Source organism: Falsibacillus pallidus (assembly GCF_050990905.1).
In the GTDB taxonomy this organism is placed as follows: Bacteria; Bacillota; Bacilli; order Bacillales; family DSM-25281; genus Falsibacillus; species Falsibacillus pallidus_A.
Genome location: NZ_CP158866.1, coordinates 3,006,044 through 3,022,921 on the forward strand (window position 1 = coordinate 3,006,044; position 16,878 = coordinate 3,022,921).

The 16,878-nt window shown below is 44.0% G+C and carries 13 protein-coding genes and 1 other annotated feature; of the genes, 3 read left to right on the forward strand and 10 right to left on the reverse strand.

Features of this window, described 5'->3' with window-relative positions; genetic code table 11:
- Positions 1 to 68 precede the first annotated feature (68 nt).
- Positions 69 to 1,283 carry an MDR family MFS transporter gene (locus ABTV07_RS15770; RefSeq protein ID WP_433743852.1) on the forward strand — a complete coding sequence of 405 codons (1,215 nt, stop codon included), beginning with the start codon at positions 69 to 71 and terminating at the stop codon, positions 1,281 to 1,283.
- Between the two features lie 101 nt (positions 1,284 to 1,384).
- On the opposite strand, the gene leuS is transcribed toward ABTV07_RS15770, so the two are convergent.
- The 7 genes from leuS to ABTV07_RS15805 all read right to left on the reverse strand — a co-directional run bounded on the left by leuS (position 1,385) and on the right by ABTV07_RS15805 (position 10,314).
- A complete protein-coding gene (gene leuS, locus ABTV07_RS15775) occupies positions 1,385 to 3,799 on the reverse strand; it encodes a leucine--tRNA ligase (protein ID WP_433743855.1) in 2,415 nt (804 codons plus the stop codon).
- Between the two features lie 57 nt (positions 3,800 to 3,856).
- Positions 3,857 to 4,086: a binding site (T-box leader), on the reverse strand.
- A gap of 64 nt (positions 4,087 to 4,150) precedes the next feature.
- Positions 4,151 to 4,927 (reverse strand): 3-hydroxybutyrate dehydrogenase, encoded by a 777-nt coding sequence (locus ABTV07_RS15780; protein WP_433751298.1) that lies wholly within the window; start codon positions 4,925 to 4,927, stop codon positions 4,151 to 4,153.
- Positions 4,928 to 4,945: 18 nt separating this feature from the next.
- Positions 4,946 to 6,265: a GntP family permease gene (locus ABTV07_RS15785; protein ID WP_433743858.1), complete on the reverse strand. Its 1,320-nt coding sequence runs from the start codon at positions 6,263 to 6,265 to the stop codon at positions 4,946 to 4,948.
- 246 nt (positions 6,266 to 6,511) lie between these two features.
- On the reverse strand, positions 6,512 to 7,873 hold the full coding sequence (locus tag ABTV07_RS15790) for a sigma-54 interaction domain-containing protein (protein WP_433743861.1): 1,362 nt from the start codon (positions 7,871 to 7,873) through the stop codon (positions 6,512 to 6,514).
- Positions 7,874 to 7,977: 104 nt separating this feature from the next.
- Complete coding sequence (locus tag ABTV07_RS15795; protein WP_433743864.1) at positions 7,978 to 9,168, reverse strand: MDR family MFS transporter; 1,191 nt, start codon at positions 9,166 to 9,168, stop codon at positions 7,978 to 7,980.
- A 693-nt stretch (positions 9,169 to 9,861) separates the two neighbouring features.
- Positions 9,862 to 10,032 (reverse strand): glycogen biosynthesis protein GlgD, encoded by a 171-nt coding sequence (locus tag ABTV07_RS15800; RefSeq protein ID WP_433743867.1) that lies wholly within the window; start codon positions 10,030 to 10,032, stop codon positions 9,862 to 9,864.
- A 12-nt stretch (positions 10,033 to 10,044) separates the two neighbouring features.
- On the reverse strand, positions 10,045 to 10,314 hold the full coding sequence (locus ABTV07_RS15805; RefSeq protein ID WP_433743870.1) for a YtzC family protein: 270 nt from the start codon (positions 10,312 to 10,314) through the stop codon (positions 10,045 to 10,047).
- A gap of 169 nt (positions 10,315 to 10,483) precedes the next feature.
- Here ABTV07_RS15805 and ABTV07_RS15810 point away from each other — a divergent pair, with 169 nt between their 5' ends.
- Together ABTV07_RS15810 and ABTV07_RS15815 are read left to right on the forward strand one after the other, a co-directional pair.
- Complete coding sequence (locus ABTV07_RS15810; RefSeq protein WP_433743873.1) at positions 10,484 to 11,452, forward strand: TIGR01212 family radical SAM protein; 969 nt, start codon at positions 10,484 to 10,486, stop codon at positions 11,450 to 11,452.
- Complete coding sequence (locus ABTV07_RS15815; RefSeq protein WP_433743876.1) at positions 11,449 to 12,021, forward strand: class I SAM-dependent methyltransferase; 573 nt, start codon at positions 11,449 to 11,451, stop codon at positions 12,019 to 12,021. The genes ABTV07_RS15810 and ABTV07_RS15815 overlap by 4 nt, the downstream gene beginning before the upstream one ends.
- Positions 12,022 to 12,069: 48 nt before the next feature.
- On the opposite strand, the gene ABTV07_RS15820 is transcribed toward ABTV07_RS15815, so the two are convergent.
- The 3 genes from ABTV07_RS15820 to ABTV07_RS15830 form a co-directional block, all read right to left on the reverse strand.
- Positions 12,070 to 13,074: an LLM class flavin-dependent oxidoreductase gene (locus ABTV07_RS15820; protein ID WP_433743879.1), complete on the reverse strand. Its 1,005-nt coding sequence runs from the start codon at positions 13,072 to 13,074 to the stop codon at positions 12,070 to 12,072.
- A 126-nt stretch (positions 13,075 to 13,200) separates the two neighbouring features.
- Positions 13,201 to 15,591, reverse strand: a complete 2,391-nt coding sequence (locus tag ABTV07_RS15825) for an immune inhibitor A domain-containing protein (protein ID WP_433743881.1) — start codon at positions 15,589 to 15,591, stop codon at positions 13,201 to 13,203.
- 183 nt (positions 15,592 to 15,774) lie between these two features.
- Positions 15,775 to 16,869: a tetraprenyl-beta-curcumene synthase family protein gene (locus ABTV07_RS15830; RefSeq protein ID WP_433743884.1), complete on the reverse strand. Its 1,095-nt coding sequence runs from the start codon at positions 16,867 to 16,869 to the stop codon at positions 15,775 to 15,777.
- Positions 16,870 to 16,878: the final 9 nt, after the last annotated feature.

Here is a 16,878-nt window from a genome sequence, read left to right on the forward strand (position 1 = left end):
AAAATTCCTTTACACTTTAAAAAAAGAAGAATACTCTTATAAATATTGGAAAAGAACGGGGAAGAAATATGAATAAATTGACTGTACTCAAAAACCAATTCCATCCGATCGTCTGGGTGCTGTTAGCAGGAACGATCCTGGCAAGAGGCGCCGCTTTTATGTCTCTTCCTTTTTTGGCAATCTATCTGTCCAAAACTGCAAACATCAGTCCTGTCCTAATCGGTATAACTATCGGGATGAGCCCGCTTGCTGCCACCATTGGCGGATTTGTCGGCGGCCAGCTATCCGATAAATTCGGCAGGAAGCTCATCATGCTCATTTCTTTATTCGGGATTTCGGTTGTATTTTTTGGTTTCAGCATGGCTTCACATCCGATTGCTTTTATCATTCTCAATACTTGCAGCGGTTTCTTGAATTCTTTTTTTGAGCCGACCTCACAGGCCCTTATTGCCGACATTACTGAAAAGGATAAGAGGATGAAAGCTTTCTCGCTAAGATATACCGCCATCAATATCGGGGCATCAGCCGGTCCTCTCCTGGGGGCATATTTTGCAACGGTGCAGGCAAACTTGACGTTTCTCATTACAGGAATCATTTATTTAATTTATGGCGTACTGTTATGGATGCTGATGAATCGCTTTAAAATAACATCGGAGCCTGCAGGTGCCAAAAAGGTATCATTTAAAGACTCCATCAACGTTCTGAAAGATGACAAGGCCCTCCGCTACTTTATCATCGGCGGTATCTTGATTGCCCTTGGCTACTCGCAGATCGAGTCCAACCTTCCACAGCATCTGGAACATACAGTCAAAAACGGGATAGCCCTCTATTCCATTTTATTGTCCATCAACGCTGTATTCGTTATTTTAATGCAGCTTCCGATTTCCACTTTCGTTGAAAAATTTGCTGTCATGAAAGTCATGATGGCTGGAGCAGTATTTTTATGCCTTGGATTGTTCGGTTTTGGATTTTCGTTTAACTGGCCAACAGCCATAGCGTCCATGATTGCCCTGACAATCGGGGAGATTCTTATTTTCCCATCCAGCAGCGTAGTCATTGATAAGCTTGCGCCAGATCATTTAAGGGGCACCTATTTCGGCGCCAACCAATTCAGGAAGATTGGCCAATTCATCGGTCCAATCTTTGGGGGCTACCTCTTGAAGCACATCGGCGGAATGAATGGATTCTACCTGATTGCCCTATTAACATTCCTGAGCATCATCTTCTACAACCTTGGATCACGCAGCAAACCAATCTACCGAAACATCCAATTACAGAAGTAACACTGCAGGTGACAGTCACTGCCCGGTTTTTGTCGGTGCTTGTCGAATATCCCATCAAAATATTAAAAACACCTCCAGCCCTGTGCTGGAGGTGTTTGTTATCAGTTAGCGACTACGTTGACAAGTTTTCCTGGGACAGCAATGATTTTACGGATGGTCTTTCCTTCGATGTGTTCTTTCAACTGATCATCCGTTTTTGCCATTTCCTCAAGCTCTTCACGCGTAACATCTTTCGCAACCATTCTCTTTGCTTTTACTTTTCCGTTCACTTGAAGGACAATTTCCACTTCATTGTCCACCAATTTCGATTCGTCGAATACCGGCCATGCAGCATATGTGATGCTTTCAGAATGGCCAAGCTTTGCCCAAAGCTCTTCAGCGATGTGAGGAGCAATCGGGGAAAGCATCTTCACAAAACCTTCCACAAACGACTTAGGAAGCACTTCTGCTTTATAAGCCTCATTGATAAAGACCATCATTTGTGAAATGGCTGTATTGAAGCGAAGCCCCTCATAGTCCTCAGACACTTTTTTCACCGTTTGATGATAAGTCTTTTCAAGTTCAGCAGCCTCGACATCCTGTACTTTGCTTGTGATATCTCCATTCTCTTCTACAAGCAGTCTCCAGATGCGGTCAAGGAACCTGCGTGCTCCATCAAGTCCATTAGTGGACCAGGCGATGGATGCTTCCAATGGACCCATGAACATTTCATAAAGCCTCAATGTATCGGCACCATGGCTCTCGACGATATGGTCAGGATTGACGACGTTCCCTTTTGATTTACTCATTTTTTCATTGTTTTCCCCTAGAATCATCCCTTGGTTAAATAGCTTTTGGAATGGTTCTTTCGTAGGGACAACGCCGATATCATACAAGAATTTATGCCAGAATCGAGCATATAGCAAATGAAGTACTGCATGCTCTGCACCGCCGATATAGATATCGACTGGCAGCCATTGCTTCAATTTCTCTGGATCTGCAAGCACTTCACTGTTCTTCGGATCAATATAGCGAAGGTAGTACCAGCAGCTTCCAGCCCATTGAGGCATAGTGTTCGTTTCTCTTCTTCCTTTTTTGCCTGTTTCCGGATCGACAACGTTCACCCAGTCCGCAATGTTGGCAAGCGGAGATTCACCAGTTCCCGATGGTTTAATGTTGTCTGTGACTGGAAGCATGATTGGAAGCTCTTCTTCAGGCACAGCTGACATCGTGCCATCCTCCCAATGAATGATTGGAATCGGCTCTCCCCAATAGCGCTGGCGGCTGAACAGCCAATCACGAAGGCGGTAAGTGACTTTCTTTGTCCCGATGCCTTTTTCTTCAAGCCACTTGATCATGGCAGCAATCGCTTCTTCTTTCCCCATACCATCAAGGAATTCGGAATTTACATGGTCGCCGTCGCCGCTGTATGCTTCTTTCTCGACGTTACCTCCCGCAACAACTTCCTTGATCGGCAATTCGAATTTGCGGGCAAATTCGTAGTCTCTCTCATCGTGTGCAGGAACCGCCATGATGGAGCCAGTTCCATAGCTCATCAATACATAATCGGCAATCCAGATCGGCATCTTTTCTCCATTGGCAGGATTGATTGCATACGCCCCAGTGAAGACGCCGGTTTTATCTTTCGCAAGATCTGTCCGCTCAAGATCGGATTTTGCTTTGATTTGATCAAGATATTGTTCAACCGCTTCTTTTTGAGCATCTGAAGTAATAACACTAACAAGCGGATGCTCCGGTGCAAGGACGGCATACGTAGCACCAAACAATGTATCAGGTCGGGTAGTGAAGACTGTGAATGATTCATCATTCCCATCAACAGCAAACGTAACTTCTGCTCCCTCTGAACGGCCGATCCAGTTGCGCTGCATATCCTTCAAGCTCTCCGGCCAATCCAATTCATCAAGGTCCTCAATCAAACGGTCTGCATATGCGGTGATCTTCAACATCCATTGTTTCATTGGACGGCGTTCGACCGGATGACCTCCGCGTTCGCTCTTTCCGTCGATTACTTCTTCATTTGCAAGCACTGTTCCAAGTGCAGGACACCAGTTGACTGCCACTTCATCGATATAGGCAAGGCCTTTTTCATAAAGCTTCAAGAAGATCCATTGTGTCCATTTATAATATTCGGGATCTGTTGTATTGACTTCCCGGTCCCAATCGTAGGAAAAGCCCAATGATTTGATCTGTCTCTTGAAAGTGTTGATATTTTGCTGAGTGAATTCTGCAGGGTCATTCCCTGTATCAAGTGCATACTGCTCGGCAGGAAGACCAAATGCATCCCATCCCATTGGGTGAAGAACATTATATCCCTGCATACGCTTGAATCTTGAAAGGATGTCAGTCGCTGTATAGCCCTCAGGATGGCCTACGTGAAGTCCTGCCCCTGATGGATACGGGAACATATCCAATGAATAGAAGTTAGATTTCCCTTTGTCTTCCGTTGTTTTAAACGTATGATTGTCTTCCCAATACTTCTGCCATTTCTTTTCAATCGAAAGATGATCGAAACTCATACTATTGCCTCCTTAGTATATAAAAACAAATAAAAAAACCCCTCATCCCATATTGATATATGGGACGAGAGGTTTGGTTATAAACTCCCGCGGTACCACCCAAATTAGTGTACACACTCGCTTCATTCATCCTTAACGCGGAAAACGGCAGGCACTATGAGGGATTTAAACCCGTTCACGCCTGCAACTCAAAGGCGAGTTCATGATGTCCCTGGTTGACTTGCACCACCCGTCAACTCTCTACTGCTTCAGGTACAGCCACTACTGCTCCTTCTCAACGTTTCATATCTAAATAATTTATTTACTATTTTAGTCAATCTTATTCACAGTTTCAAGCCTAATTTCATTTTTTTATTGAATTGTATATCCACCATCGATGACAATTGCCTGCCCCGTGACACCTTTAGCCTTGTCGCTGCAAAGAAATTGAACATAATCGGATATTTCCCGGACTGTGAGAAGGCGATTTTGTGGAACCAAAGGGTATATCACTTCTTCCAATACTTTTTCGACTGGAATATCGCGCGTTTTGGCCAAATCCCCAAGCTGATTTCTAACAAGGGATGTATCAACATAGCCAGGACAAACGGCATTGACTGTAATTCCGTATTCCGCTGTCTCGAGAGCTGCTACTTTTGTCAATCCGATCACACCATGTTTTGCACTATTATATGCTGCTTTTCCTGCAAAACCGATGAGGCCATTGATGGAAGCCATATTGATGATTCTTCCAGATCTTTGCTTTTTCATTTCCGGAATGACATGTTTAATTGCCATGAAAGGTGCTGTCAGCATGATTTTTAAAAGCAGCTCGAATTTATCTGTCGGAAATTCTTCAATCCCTGCCACATGCTGCATGCCTGCATTATTAATGAGGATGTCCACCGTTCCATAAACGCTTTTCGTTTTGCCCAGGGCTGAGACAATCTGATCCTCATCCGTAACATCACAAGCAACCCCCTGAACATCAAAGCCTTTACTCCGCAATTTTGCAGCTGCGTCTTCAACCTTGTCTGCATGAATGTCGCTCAATACCACTTTTGAACCTTGCTCTGCAAAATCAGATGCGATTTCAAAACCGATGCCTTGAGCAGCACCCGTTATAAAAACTACTTTATCCTTCATTATTCCACTGATGCCCCTTTCTTAAATTCCCAGTCCCAAGGAAAATAAAATGATGGCAATTGCAACACCAATGAGCGGTACAATTACCGTTAAAGCCCCGACCGGACCATAGGCATCCTTGTGCGATTCACCGCAAATGGAACGAATGGTTGTTACGACGTAGCCGTTGTGTGGAAGGGAATCCAAGGCACCTGATGAAATGGAAACGACTCGATGGAGCGCCTCCGGGTTTACTCCCATATCCATGTAATGCGGTGCCAAAAGCGGTAATGCGATTGCCTGCCCGCCAGATGCCGATCCAGTCATGCCGGCAATCACACTGACGGCAATGGCGCCTCCTATGAGAGGTGAACCCGGGATGTGCGTCATGTAGTCAACAGCCGCTGTAAAAGCAGGTACGGCTTTTGCGACGCCTCCAAATCCTACTACCGCTGCAGTATTTCCGATGGCAATCAAAGCCCCCATTGTTCCGTCAGAGATCGCTCCCCAAAAGGATTTAAAATACTGTCGATTCAAAAGGTAAGTAAATATGATTCCGCCCAGCAGCGCTATGATAAGGGCAGATTGTTCAAGTTTGTGATGAAAAATAAAAGCAAGAACAAGGACCACTGCTAAAGGTATCAATCCACGGACAGGGTGCGGCAGTCTTTTATCAGTAGCAATCGGATCTCCTTTTCGATCTTCAAATTTCTCTCCTCGCTGTACGGCCCTTTTGATCATTCGTTTTAACCACCAATAACCAAATACCGCCATAAACACAGCAACAATCAAACTGACTTCCCAGCCTGCATATGGAGTAGTATGCAAAAATTGAATTGGAATCCAGTTTTGAATTTCCGGTGACCCTGCAGAAGTCATTGTGAAAGTTACCGAACCCAGCGATAATGCAGCCGGAATGAATCTCCTTGGCAAATCAGCTTGTTTAAATAAACTGATTGCCATTGGATAAACGGAGAAAGCAACCACAAAAAGGCTGACGCCTCCATAAGTCAATACAGCACAAGCAATTACGATAGCAAGAACCGCATACTTCATCCCCAGCTTTTTAACAACAAACTGTGAAATACTATCAGCTGCTCCGCTATCCTCCATCACCTTCCCAAAAATGGCCCCTAAAAGAAACATTAAATACCAGGCTGTCACAAAGCTGGAAAAACCGGTCATATAATTCCCTACCAGATTCGCTTCCCCTTCTCCTGCAAGCTGTGGGAAAAGCGGCATGCCGCTGAATAATGCTACGAATAATGCCGAAATAGGTCCTACAATTAATAAATTCATGCCTTTCATTGTTAAATAAATTAATAAAGCCAAGCCCCCAATAAGTCCAATCATGCTAAGCATTTCAAATCCCCCTTTATCATGTTTTTGACAGTATTCGTTCTCTCCTTTCTAAGAGAATACTTCATTTTTTTATTGCAAGATTCATGCCAAAATGAAAACGCTTTATTAATCACTTTTGTTTTTTTCAATGACCAAATTTGATTCCAGATTTCCGGACTAATTATTCTAATTTTCTAAAAATAAACAAGGGAAAGCCATTCCGAAAAATCGGACAAGAATCCAAATATCCGGAATGGCTTAAATAAGTCAGGATAAACCATATTTATTTAATTTTTCGTACAATGTTGATTTACTAATTCCTAATGAATGCGCTGCAGCCAGCTTATCATTGGGAAACTTCTCGAGACTGCGTTGAAGTACTCCTTTTTCTGTTTCCTCTAGAATTTCTTTTAATTTTTTTGAGCCGAGTGAAAATACAGCAGGATCTCTTAAATATTCAGGAAGGGAATCCATTGTTATTTTTTCTTTCTCCGTTAAATGGACTGCGGCCTCTACTGCATTTTCAAGTTCACGAATATTTCCCGGCCAGCTGTAATGAAGAAACTTTTCAAGAACCTTATCTTCCATTCCCAAGATGCGTTTTCCGATTTTGTTTGAAACTTTCTGGACAAAATGACCAGCCAATAGAGAAATATCCTCATAGCGATTCCTTAATGGGGGGATGTAAAATGGAATGACATTAATTCGATAATATAAATCTTCTCTGAACCGCTTCTCTTCCATCATTCTTTCCAATGGCCGATTGGTTGCTGCTAAAATTCTTACATTCACTGAAACCGCCTTAGTGGCGCCTACTGGTTCTATTTCTCCGTCTTGAAGAGCCCTTAAAAGTTTGACTTGCATATTCATCGGCATATCGCCTATTTCATCTAGAAAAAGTGTCCCACCATCGGCTAATTGGAATTTTCCTTTTTTTCCTCCTTTTTTCGCCCCTGTGAATGCACCTTCTTCATACCCGAAGAGTTCAGATTCAAGTAAATGCTCAGGAATTGCTGCACAATTCAGCTTGATAAATGGCTGGTGGCTTCGATTGCTTATCTGATGGATGCTGTGGGCAAAAAGTTCCTTTCCTGTCCCGCTCTCTCCCCTTATCAAAATAGAAATATCGCTTGCTGCCACCAACTTAACCTTGTCCTTCAGTTCCTGCACCATTGATGATTCTGTCAAAATGTCATCGAGCGTATACTTGGCCCCATTATTTATATCCTGTATATAGCTTTGGATTTTTGACATCAAGCTTTTCACATGTGAACTCATCTGCATCCACTGGCTCGCATCACGGAAAATGACAGTGCCGAACGCTCCCACGCATTCGTCTTTCAATATGATCGGAATTCTGTTCGCTATCATATAATTGCCCCTGATGTACTGAAGGTCAGCCAGCTCCTCTTTCCCTGTTTGGGCCACAATGTGCATTCTTGTGTTTTCGATTACTTCCGTTACATGCCTTCCGACTACTTCTTCTTGCCTTACCTCTACAAAGTCACAATAATTCTTGTTCATATATGTAATTAAGCCGTCCTTGTCTACAACAACAATCCACTCAAATGCATTTTCCAATATCTTCTCTACCACATCCAATGAAACGGTGGAAAAAGAGTGAAGCACTTTGCCCTCACCTACTCATTTCTTTTTGACATCCTTAAGTCTTCTTTCTTTCCTGTCAAAATTCCTTTTTAAAAAATAAAGAATCAGCCAGAATTGGCTGATTCTTATGAAGCCACTGCTTTTGCATCAGTTGGCTTGGATTTAAAGATCCGATCATATAGAGATGTTATGATTAATGAAATCATTAATAATCCGATCAGGAACATAAACAGTGCTTCCATTCCAGCGCCATCCGCCATTAGTCCACCTAGCAGCGGCCCCAGCATCCTTCCCCCTGTAGCGGTGCTGTTGACCACACCTTGATAAAAACCTTCCCGACCTTTAGGAGCAAGTTTATTGGCGATTGTGGGAACAGCCGGCCACACGAACATTTCACCGATGGTCAAGATGATCATTGCAATCAAGAAACCGGAAAATTGATGAGCAAATCCTACTGTCACAAAGGAAACCATGAATATAGCGATTCCAAGCAATATTTGTTTTTTCGTACTTGGAAGGACTTTTTTGACAATCATCCCTACTATCGGCTGGCCAAGTACAATCAACGCACCATTGATGGTCCACAGCAGACTGTAAGATTTTAATGGGATATGAAGCTGCTGTGTATAAGAGGCAATCGTTGACTGCCATTGCACATAGGTGATCCAGCATAGCAGGTACCCTGAACAAAGAATCAGCAGAGCTTTAAATTGATTTTTATTTTTGATGCGGCTGTTTTCTGACAGAATGGAAGATTGCCTGATCCCAGCGACATTGATATTACGGTATCCTAGAACGGCGATCATTAAAAAGATTCCATACATCAAAAGGTTTGCAATAAATATGTAGCTGAAGGAATAGGAAGCCACAAGCCCTCCTAAAGCAGATCCTATTGCCACACCTGCATTCTGCGCAACATATATCGCATTGAATGCCTTTCTGCCGCCTTCTGGCCAGACGGCTCCCCCCATGGCGAACATCGCAGGGAAAATCATCCCTGATCCGAAACCGACCAATGCAAGGAACAGAATATAAGGAATCCAACTGTGCATCAGCGTCAATCCAAACAAGGCCAAAATCGTAATGGACAAGCCTGCAATAATGGTCCTGTAGCCGCCTTTTTTATCAAACTTCGTGCCGCCCATCAAGTTGCCGATGACGCTGGCAGCAGAATTGAGCATAAGAACGAGACCAGCTGTGGAAAGGGATTTCCCTAATTGATCATGTATATAGATTGTATTTAGTGGCCAAAGAAAGGAAGATCCAGTGACATTCACCATCATCCCGATGACCAATAACCAAAGTTGTTTAGGCATTTTTGTGCGCCTCCAAACGGCTGTTAATTTGGAATACCAGAACGATTTTATTCCTTTTATAAGAAAGGCGCAATAGATTTATTTCGAAAAACTAATTATTTTTTCGACAAGAAGAAAAGCGGAGGCGGCTGGTCAGAGGCGCCGAGGTTGGACTGAAGCACCACGAGATAAAGGAAACACGGTGAACGAAGTGAACCGATGTTGACTTATCGTAAGTGTGCTGAAGGAAACCTCCCAGCCTCTAGCCGGCGGAGCTGGACAATAGAAAAGCGGAGGCGCCCCTCTAAGCCCCGACCAGCATAAGACGGAACTCGAAGGAAATCCTGATTTCCGTAGAGGTACGGCTTATGACTCGAGGGGCTGGGCGCTGGAGCTGGACATCGAGAAAAGCGGAGGCGGCTGGTCAGAGGCGCCATTTTCGAATACATGCTGCAAAAACTCATGCTAAAACCCATTTCGAAATCCCAAAAAAGGAAAGTTGAGCGGTTGCGCCCAAAAGTTGCGGGGTTAACCTGAAAAGTTGAGCGTTTGCGCTCGAAAGTTGCGTGATAAACCGGAAAAGTCCAGCGGTCAACGCCAAAAGTACGGAGCAAATCCCCCGCGTGCACATCAACGCACCCCCCTCCCCTTACAGGTGGCCAGCTGCCCAACAAAAAACCTGCAGGAATAATTCTGCAGGCAATTGTTATGGGTTCAGTCCGGATTTTCGATGTGCTGCTTTGATTTTATCGGCTGTCCCTTTTTTTCATAGCGTTTTTTGGATTCTTTCACAGGATCGTAATCTTTCCCTAACTCTACATCCTGATTATTGACCCCATTGCGGGTCTTTTGTTCTGGATTATTTTGCTTTGATCTCTTTTTCATAAATGCCTCCCATTAACGGTCATGATTCAAGAGAATCATTTGATTTTGCAGCTGCTGAAGCTGAAGCCTCTTTCTGTGGAGCATTTCCCGCTGCTGGGCATTTGCGCTTTGAGCAAGATGAGTCAATTCATTGTAGGCGGACTCCAGCTGCCCCATGGCTTCTGAATATTCCACATCGTGATAGTGGCCTTGTTTACTTCCGGAAACCATCTGTTCCTGGGCATTTCGGATCGTATCCTCGCATTGCTGCATAAATTGATCCATTGAATCTCTTGTGGTCATATTGGTCCCCCCTCTTTATGACTTTAGAAGCAATTTGCTCCTAAGATTATTGTGTTCATTTCAACCTCTGATATGATGGAAATGAGTGTCATACGAAATCTCATTGGATTCATCAAGTCTTCATGGTAAAATTTCTTTTATGAATTCATAAGTCGGGAGGTTGCCTGAGTTGAATCAGACGAACCCTTTTATATATGCAAGTGATGATAAGCGATACCATACATGGAATTTTCATTTACGCAGCCATTTTGGCCATAAGGTATTCAAAGTGGCCCTCGATGGCGGTTTTGACTGCCCAAACCGGGACGGCACCGTTGCTCATGGCGGCTGTACATTCTGCAGTGCTGCAGGCTCTGGTGACTTTGCCGGAAACCGGGCAGATTCCTTAGAGAAGCAATTTTTAGACATTAAAGGACGAATGCATCAGAAGTGGAAAGACGGAAAGTATATGGCTTACTTTCAAGCCTTCACAAATACCCATGCACCTGTCGATGTTTTACGTGAAAGATATGAAACCGTACTCAGGCAGGAGGATGTTGTAGGGCTATCCATTGCAACAAGGCCTGACTGTCTGCCGGACGATGTCGTCGAATACTTGGCTGTGCTTAATGAACGCACCTATCTATGGGTGGAGCTCGGTCTTCAGACAGTCCATGAGGAGACGGCGGGATTAATCAACAGGGCCCATGATTTTGCCTGCTATAAGGAAGGTGTCGAGAAACTGCGCAAGCATGGCATTCGTGTTTGCTCTCATATTATCAACGGCCTTCCGGGAGAGGATAATGAAATGATGATGGAAACAGCCCGTGCGGTTTCGCAATTGGATGTGCAGGGAATCAAAATCCATCTTCTCCATCTTCTTAAAGGGACTCCTATGGTCAAACAATATGAGAAAGGAATGCTTCAATTCCTGTCATTTGACGATTATGTAAGACTTGTTGTTGACCAGCTGGAGATTTTGCCGCCTGAAATGATCGTTCATCGGATTACAGGGGACGGTCCCATCGATTTGATGATTGGACCGATGTGGAGCGTCAATAAATGGTCGGTATTAAATGCCATTGATGCCGAACTAAAAAAGCGGGACACCTGGCAAGGAAAATTTTTTAATGAAACAACAATGGAGCTGAGATCATGAAATTAGAAAGGGTCCTTCCATTTGCCAGAGCTTTGCTGCAGCAGGCTGTGGCTGAAGGAGATATTGCCGTTGATGCCACCATCGGCAATGGACATGACACATTATTTTTATCCCAACTGGTGGGGGAGAACGGCCGGGTATATGGTTTTGATGTTCAAGAGAGTGCCGTCCTGGCAACAAGGGAAAAACTTGAGGAGCACCAGCTTGTGCATCGTGTGACATTATTCCAAAAAGGGCATGAACATGTGATGAACTCCCTTCCTCCTGTCCACCACGGCAGGATCGCAGGTGCAGTTTTTAACTTAGGCTATCTCCCAGGCGGAGATAAGACAATCGTCACTAGACCGCGTACAACCATCAGCGCCATCGATCAGCTTATCAGCATGTTAAAGCCTGAAGGGATCATTGTATTAGTCATTTACCACGGACATCGGGAAGGTGCTGTTGAACGTGACTACCTTTTGCGCTATGTCAAAGATCTTGATCAAAATGATGTACATGTCCTGGAATATAAATTTCTTAACCAGCAGAATAATCCACCTTTCATCATTGCGATTGAAAAAAGATAAAAAGACACAAGGCATAGGGATTCTTCCCAAGCCTTGTGTCTTTTTTCGTCAGTTGTTTATTGCTTCTGCAATTAAGCGGAATGATTTCATTTTGTCTTCGACGCTGTAAATGATGGACACGAGCATGATTTCATCCGTTTCGTAGGCAGCACTTAGTCGTTCGAGTTTTCCCTTCACCTCTTCAGGTGTTCCAACAATCATCCTTCTTCGATTTTCTTTGATCCTAGCCAGTTCATATGGACTGTATTGATATGCTGCCGCTTTCTCGGGGCTTGGAGTCCCGGTTGATGACATGCCCTGTTCAATCATTAGAAGAGAAAGGTCCAGGCTGGAAGCCATTCTCTCTGCTTCCTCTGGCGTTTCCCCGCAAATGGCAAAAACGGCAGCCATATTCTTCGGTTCATTCAAATGATTGGATGGCTTAAAGTTATTGCGGTAAATCCTTGTATAGTTTTCCCCGCCTTCACCATTGATGAATTGGGCAAATGTATAAGGCAGCCCCTTCTCAGCAGCAAGTCTTGCGCTGGAAGCACTGGAGCCTAACAGCCATACTTCAGGGGTGGTTTCGATAAGCGGACTTGCTTTCAACCCGTGGAGCCGGCTTTCAGCAGGAAGAGAATCGTTCAAGTAATGAAGCAAATCATCAATTTGCTCAGGATAGCGGTCAATATCACGGTAATTCCCGTCCTGAAGGGCGATCGAAGCCCTCGGCATTCCACCGGGAGCCCTGCCAAGCCCTAAGTCGATCCGGTTCGGGGACAGTCCTTCCAAGACACGGAAGTTCTCAGCTACTTTATATGCGCTGTAATGTGGCAGCATCACTCCACCGGAGCCAACCCGGATCTTTTCGGTCTTGGCAGCAATATGAGAAATGAGGACTTCAGGAGATGATCCTGCAAGTGTACGTGTATCGTGGTGTTCAGATACCCAAAATCGCTCATAGCCCAACTTCTCTGCATGCTGCGCCAGTTTAACTGTATTTTTTAATGCTTCCTCACCTGTCATTCCCTCTGAAACCGGGGATTGGTCGAGGATGCTTAATTTGATGGACATTTTTTTCAACTCCTCAAGTTGTATATACACTTATTATTATCTTGTGCAGGAAAGTTAATGTCCAATAAACTGCTTTTAAAAAGAAAAAGACGACAGGATTTACTCCTGCCATCTTTTGATAAAACCTTATTTGTAGATCAATACTTTTCCGACTGACTGGTCTGAACTTTCGCCAATAACGCGGATTTTCAAGCCATAATCCGGTACATTGCGTCCAGCATCAGGAAGAGCTTTATTGGAATAATTCTTACCGTCATCAAACAACGGATTTTCTTTTGTTTGGTTATCTTTCATTGTGATTCCTAAAAGATCGGTATAATCCAAGAACATTTTATCTGATTTATGGATATTGAATGCAGCATCATGGATTTGGTAGCGTGTGGAAGCAACCGTTTTATCGCTCCAGTTCAGCGCATGCTGATCTGCATCGACAACTCCAAGGAATCCATCTCCTGGGTGGACGCCTGTCCAGTTGTCATCATATTTTTCATCCACGTACCATACGACGAGACCTGGATCATATTCCATCAGGCTATTTCCTCGGCGAAGATGAGCAAGTCCAGTATCTACGCCTTGGTGGTTTCTCCACTCAAGCAAATAATAGTGGTCTGTCAATTTAATTCCGTTATCCTTTGTGAATCCGTCTAATGCAACAGCTTGTTCACCATCAGCATTATCGGATAATACAACTTTTCCATCTACTGTTGCAGATAAATCGTCTACATAGAATCCTGGTTCAGCGGCAGCAACGTCTGTCAAATAATTCAATTTGACTTCCATATTTTTGCCTGCATAAGCGCTTAAATCAAACTGAGCATCCACCCAGCCGTCTGAGCTTCCCGTAATTCCATCGCCTGGGTTTTGTCCGTTCGGATCAGCAGTGGTTGTAATGTTCCCGGCCACTGTAGCCCATTCATCAGTACCTTTCTCTCTTACCTGAACAGAAGCATAGTCCCAATCCTTTTCAATTTGGTACCATGTTTTGAAGTTCAAGGCTGCAGATGATCCATTTGTTAAATCAAGATCAAATGCCAAAGAATTATCAAGGTTATTGCCGCTTCCGCTGAAATATTCACTATCTCCACTATATGGAGTGTTGACTACCGTTTCTTTCTTCGGAAGATTCACTCTCAAAGCATCAAGGTTTGTACCTTTTGTATTCGCTTGATCCAATAATGCTTCCATGCCATCTTTATCGATATCTTCAAGGTTTACCTCTGCTGCTTTCAGCCAGTTGCCGCCATGTGCTGCTTGAAGGAATTCCTTGGACCATGCACTGAATCCGGAAGGCTCTGTTCCAGGCACAGCTCCTGACCAGCTGCCGCTAGCCATGATGGACCAGTATCCGATTGCTTCACCAGCGCCAGAGTATTGAGTATCGTACTCATCCGGCAGACCTAAGTCATGTCCGTATTCATGTGCGAATACTCCAGCAGCTCCATCAGCTGGTTCAATTGTATAATCATAGGCTGCCATTTCACCGCCCCAGTATGGAACTTCTGCCGTTGTATCTTTGATTGGGGTTACTTGTCCAAGATTCCAGCGATGGGACCATATCGCATCTTCACCCAGTTGTCCACCGCCCGCTTCTTCCCCTACAGAAGAATGGATGACCATTAAATGGTCAACAAGTCCATCCGGTTCACGAAGGTTGCCGTCGCCATCAAGATCGTAGCGGTCTTCCTGGTCATAGTCAGCCAAGTTGACATTTGGATCCTTTGCCGCAGCAGCAAGTGCTTCTTTAACGAGCGCCCTGGCATTGGCATCGCTTCCGTTTGAGCCATTGCCGCCATAGTAGGCTGCCGGATGCTCCGCCATATACCATCCGCCTACCTGGCCGTCGATGGTATAGCTGCCGCCTGACTGCTGTTCATAATATTGTTTGACGGAGATGAATTTTTGTCCGTCCGGACCGGTATAGCCATCATCCCCGAAAATCATATCCTGATAATGCTGCTGTGTGTAATCCTTATAATACATATCGGACTCATCCGGCCCGATGTTATTATGCGGGAAGTCAGGGTATTCGACCATTAGGACAAGTACTTTATCCTTACGTTCCGTACCGTTGAATTTTTCTTCCTTTACTTTATCCACATTGTCTTTTGTGTGGCCTTTTTTATTTCCTTTTCCTTGTGTGATTCCTTTATGCTTCTTCAAATTTTCTTTTGCTTTATCTTTCACTTTTTCTTGGTCTTTTTTCAATTCTCCTTCAGTCGTTCCACTCAACTGTAAACTCTTTGCTTTCTTCTGAAGAAATTTATTCACTGCCTTTTCAGCTTCTTCAGCTGTGGCATTTTTGGAGATGACTCCATCCTTTTTCAGCATTTCAATCAGCTTGTCCTGATTGGCAACCGCCAAATCAACCGGACCGCCATTTGAATAATCTGATCTTGCTGATTGTGCTGCTGCCGTCTTAACATCTGCCTGCTTCCCATAGCTGCTGCCCGGCAGTGCGAACGCCCCAAGACTTAGGGCAGCTACCATGGCCATTGAAAGAACTTTCTTTGCTTTCAATCTTTTTTCCCCCTTTGATGTAAATATTTGTTTATATGATAGATATTAATATATAATTCAGAAAAATCCATCTTTTCTGATGAAAAATGATGCAAATGGACTACCTGTTTTTTACAAAATAAGACAAAAGAACCAAAAGAAAAGAGAGGCATCCAAAGACGCCTCTCTTCTATCAGTTTCTATTTATTTTGCTAATGTTTTTGCCAGTCCTGCCGGGATAGCCTTCTGAACTTTACGATACATCCTGCCATTCCAATAGAAAAAGTAGCTGATAGCTCCACCAGCTTTCATGATTTTCTTCGCGATGGTCTGGATATGCTTCTGCTCATGGACTTTGTCGTCGGATAGATAGACGCCAAGCAATCCACGGTTAATCAGCTTATGAAACTTCTGATGCGGCAGCTTTTCGGTATATTTATCCGCCTGCGCCACAAAATGTTTCAAGCGTTCCAGCAATTTTTCATCATTTTCATAGTAAAAACAGAAATTAAGGTCCCCTCCATCGCGGTCTTCCTCCTGATCGATAAAATAATCAAGAAGAATATGCAGCCCCTGTATATAAGGAAAATAGCCATTTCTGATTATCTCAGCATACTCTGTCCGAAAATCGCTTCTTAGAGCATATGATACTAAGCAAAAAATCCCCAGGGTGGATCCAGAACAAGCTGAAAATTCGTGCCAGCCCATATCCGGAAGCTGGCTTTTGTATCCGTCAAACCATTTTTGCAGCCGTCCTTCACGTTCTTCGACCCTGACATGTTTATGTATCTGCAGGTCACAGTAATATTGGCAAAGTTCCAGAAGATATTTTTTAATATCAGCATAGGGGCCGATCTCACTTAATACATCCTGGCAAGTCTTCACCAAAGATGCCAAGTATCCATTATCCTCCTGGTCCTGCCGCAGCCTATAGTAATTTTTGACGGGCTCTCCTACTGTCAAGGCATCCCTCATGGATTCATGAAGGGCAGCAAAATCATCGGGGTCCAATGATGTGCTCCGGTCACACAAATTGTCCAGGTAGTCGCTGATGGTTTGATAGGCCACGATGAATTTGATCGCTTGTTCTCTTTCTTGCATCGCTAGCAAAGCCATGATGGAACCGCCCTCGCAATGAAAGGTTTTATGTTCAATGCTGGCAAGTGCCTGATTTCGCAATTCTATATTTGGTATAGCTTCCGCCTTATCCTTCCAGATGGCAAGTTCTCTGTGAACAATCGGAAAAACTTTTCGGTATACCTGATTCATCAATGAAAAAGGCTGAGAAGGAATTGACATGATTTCACC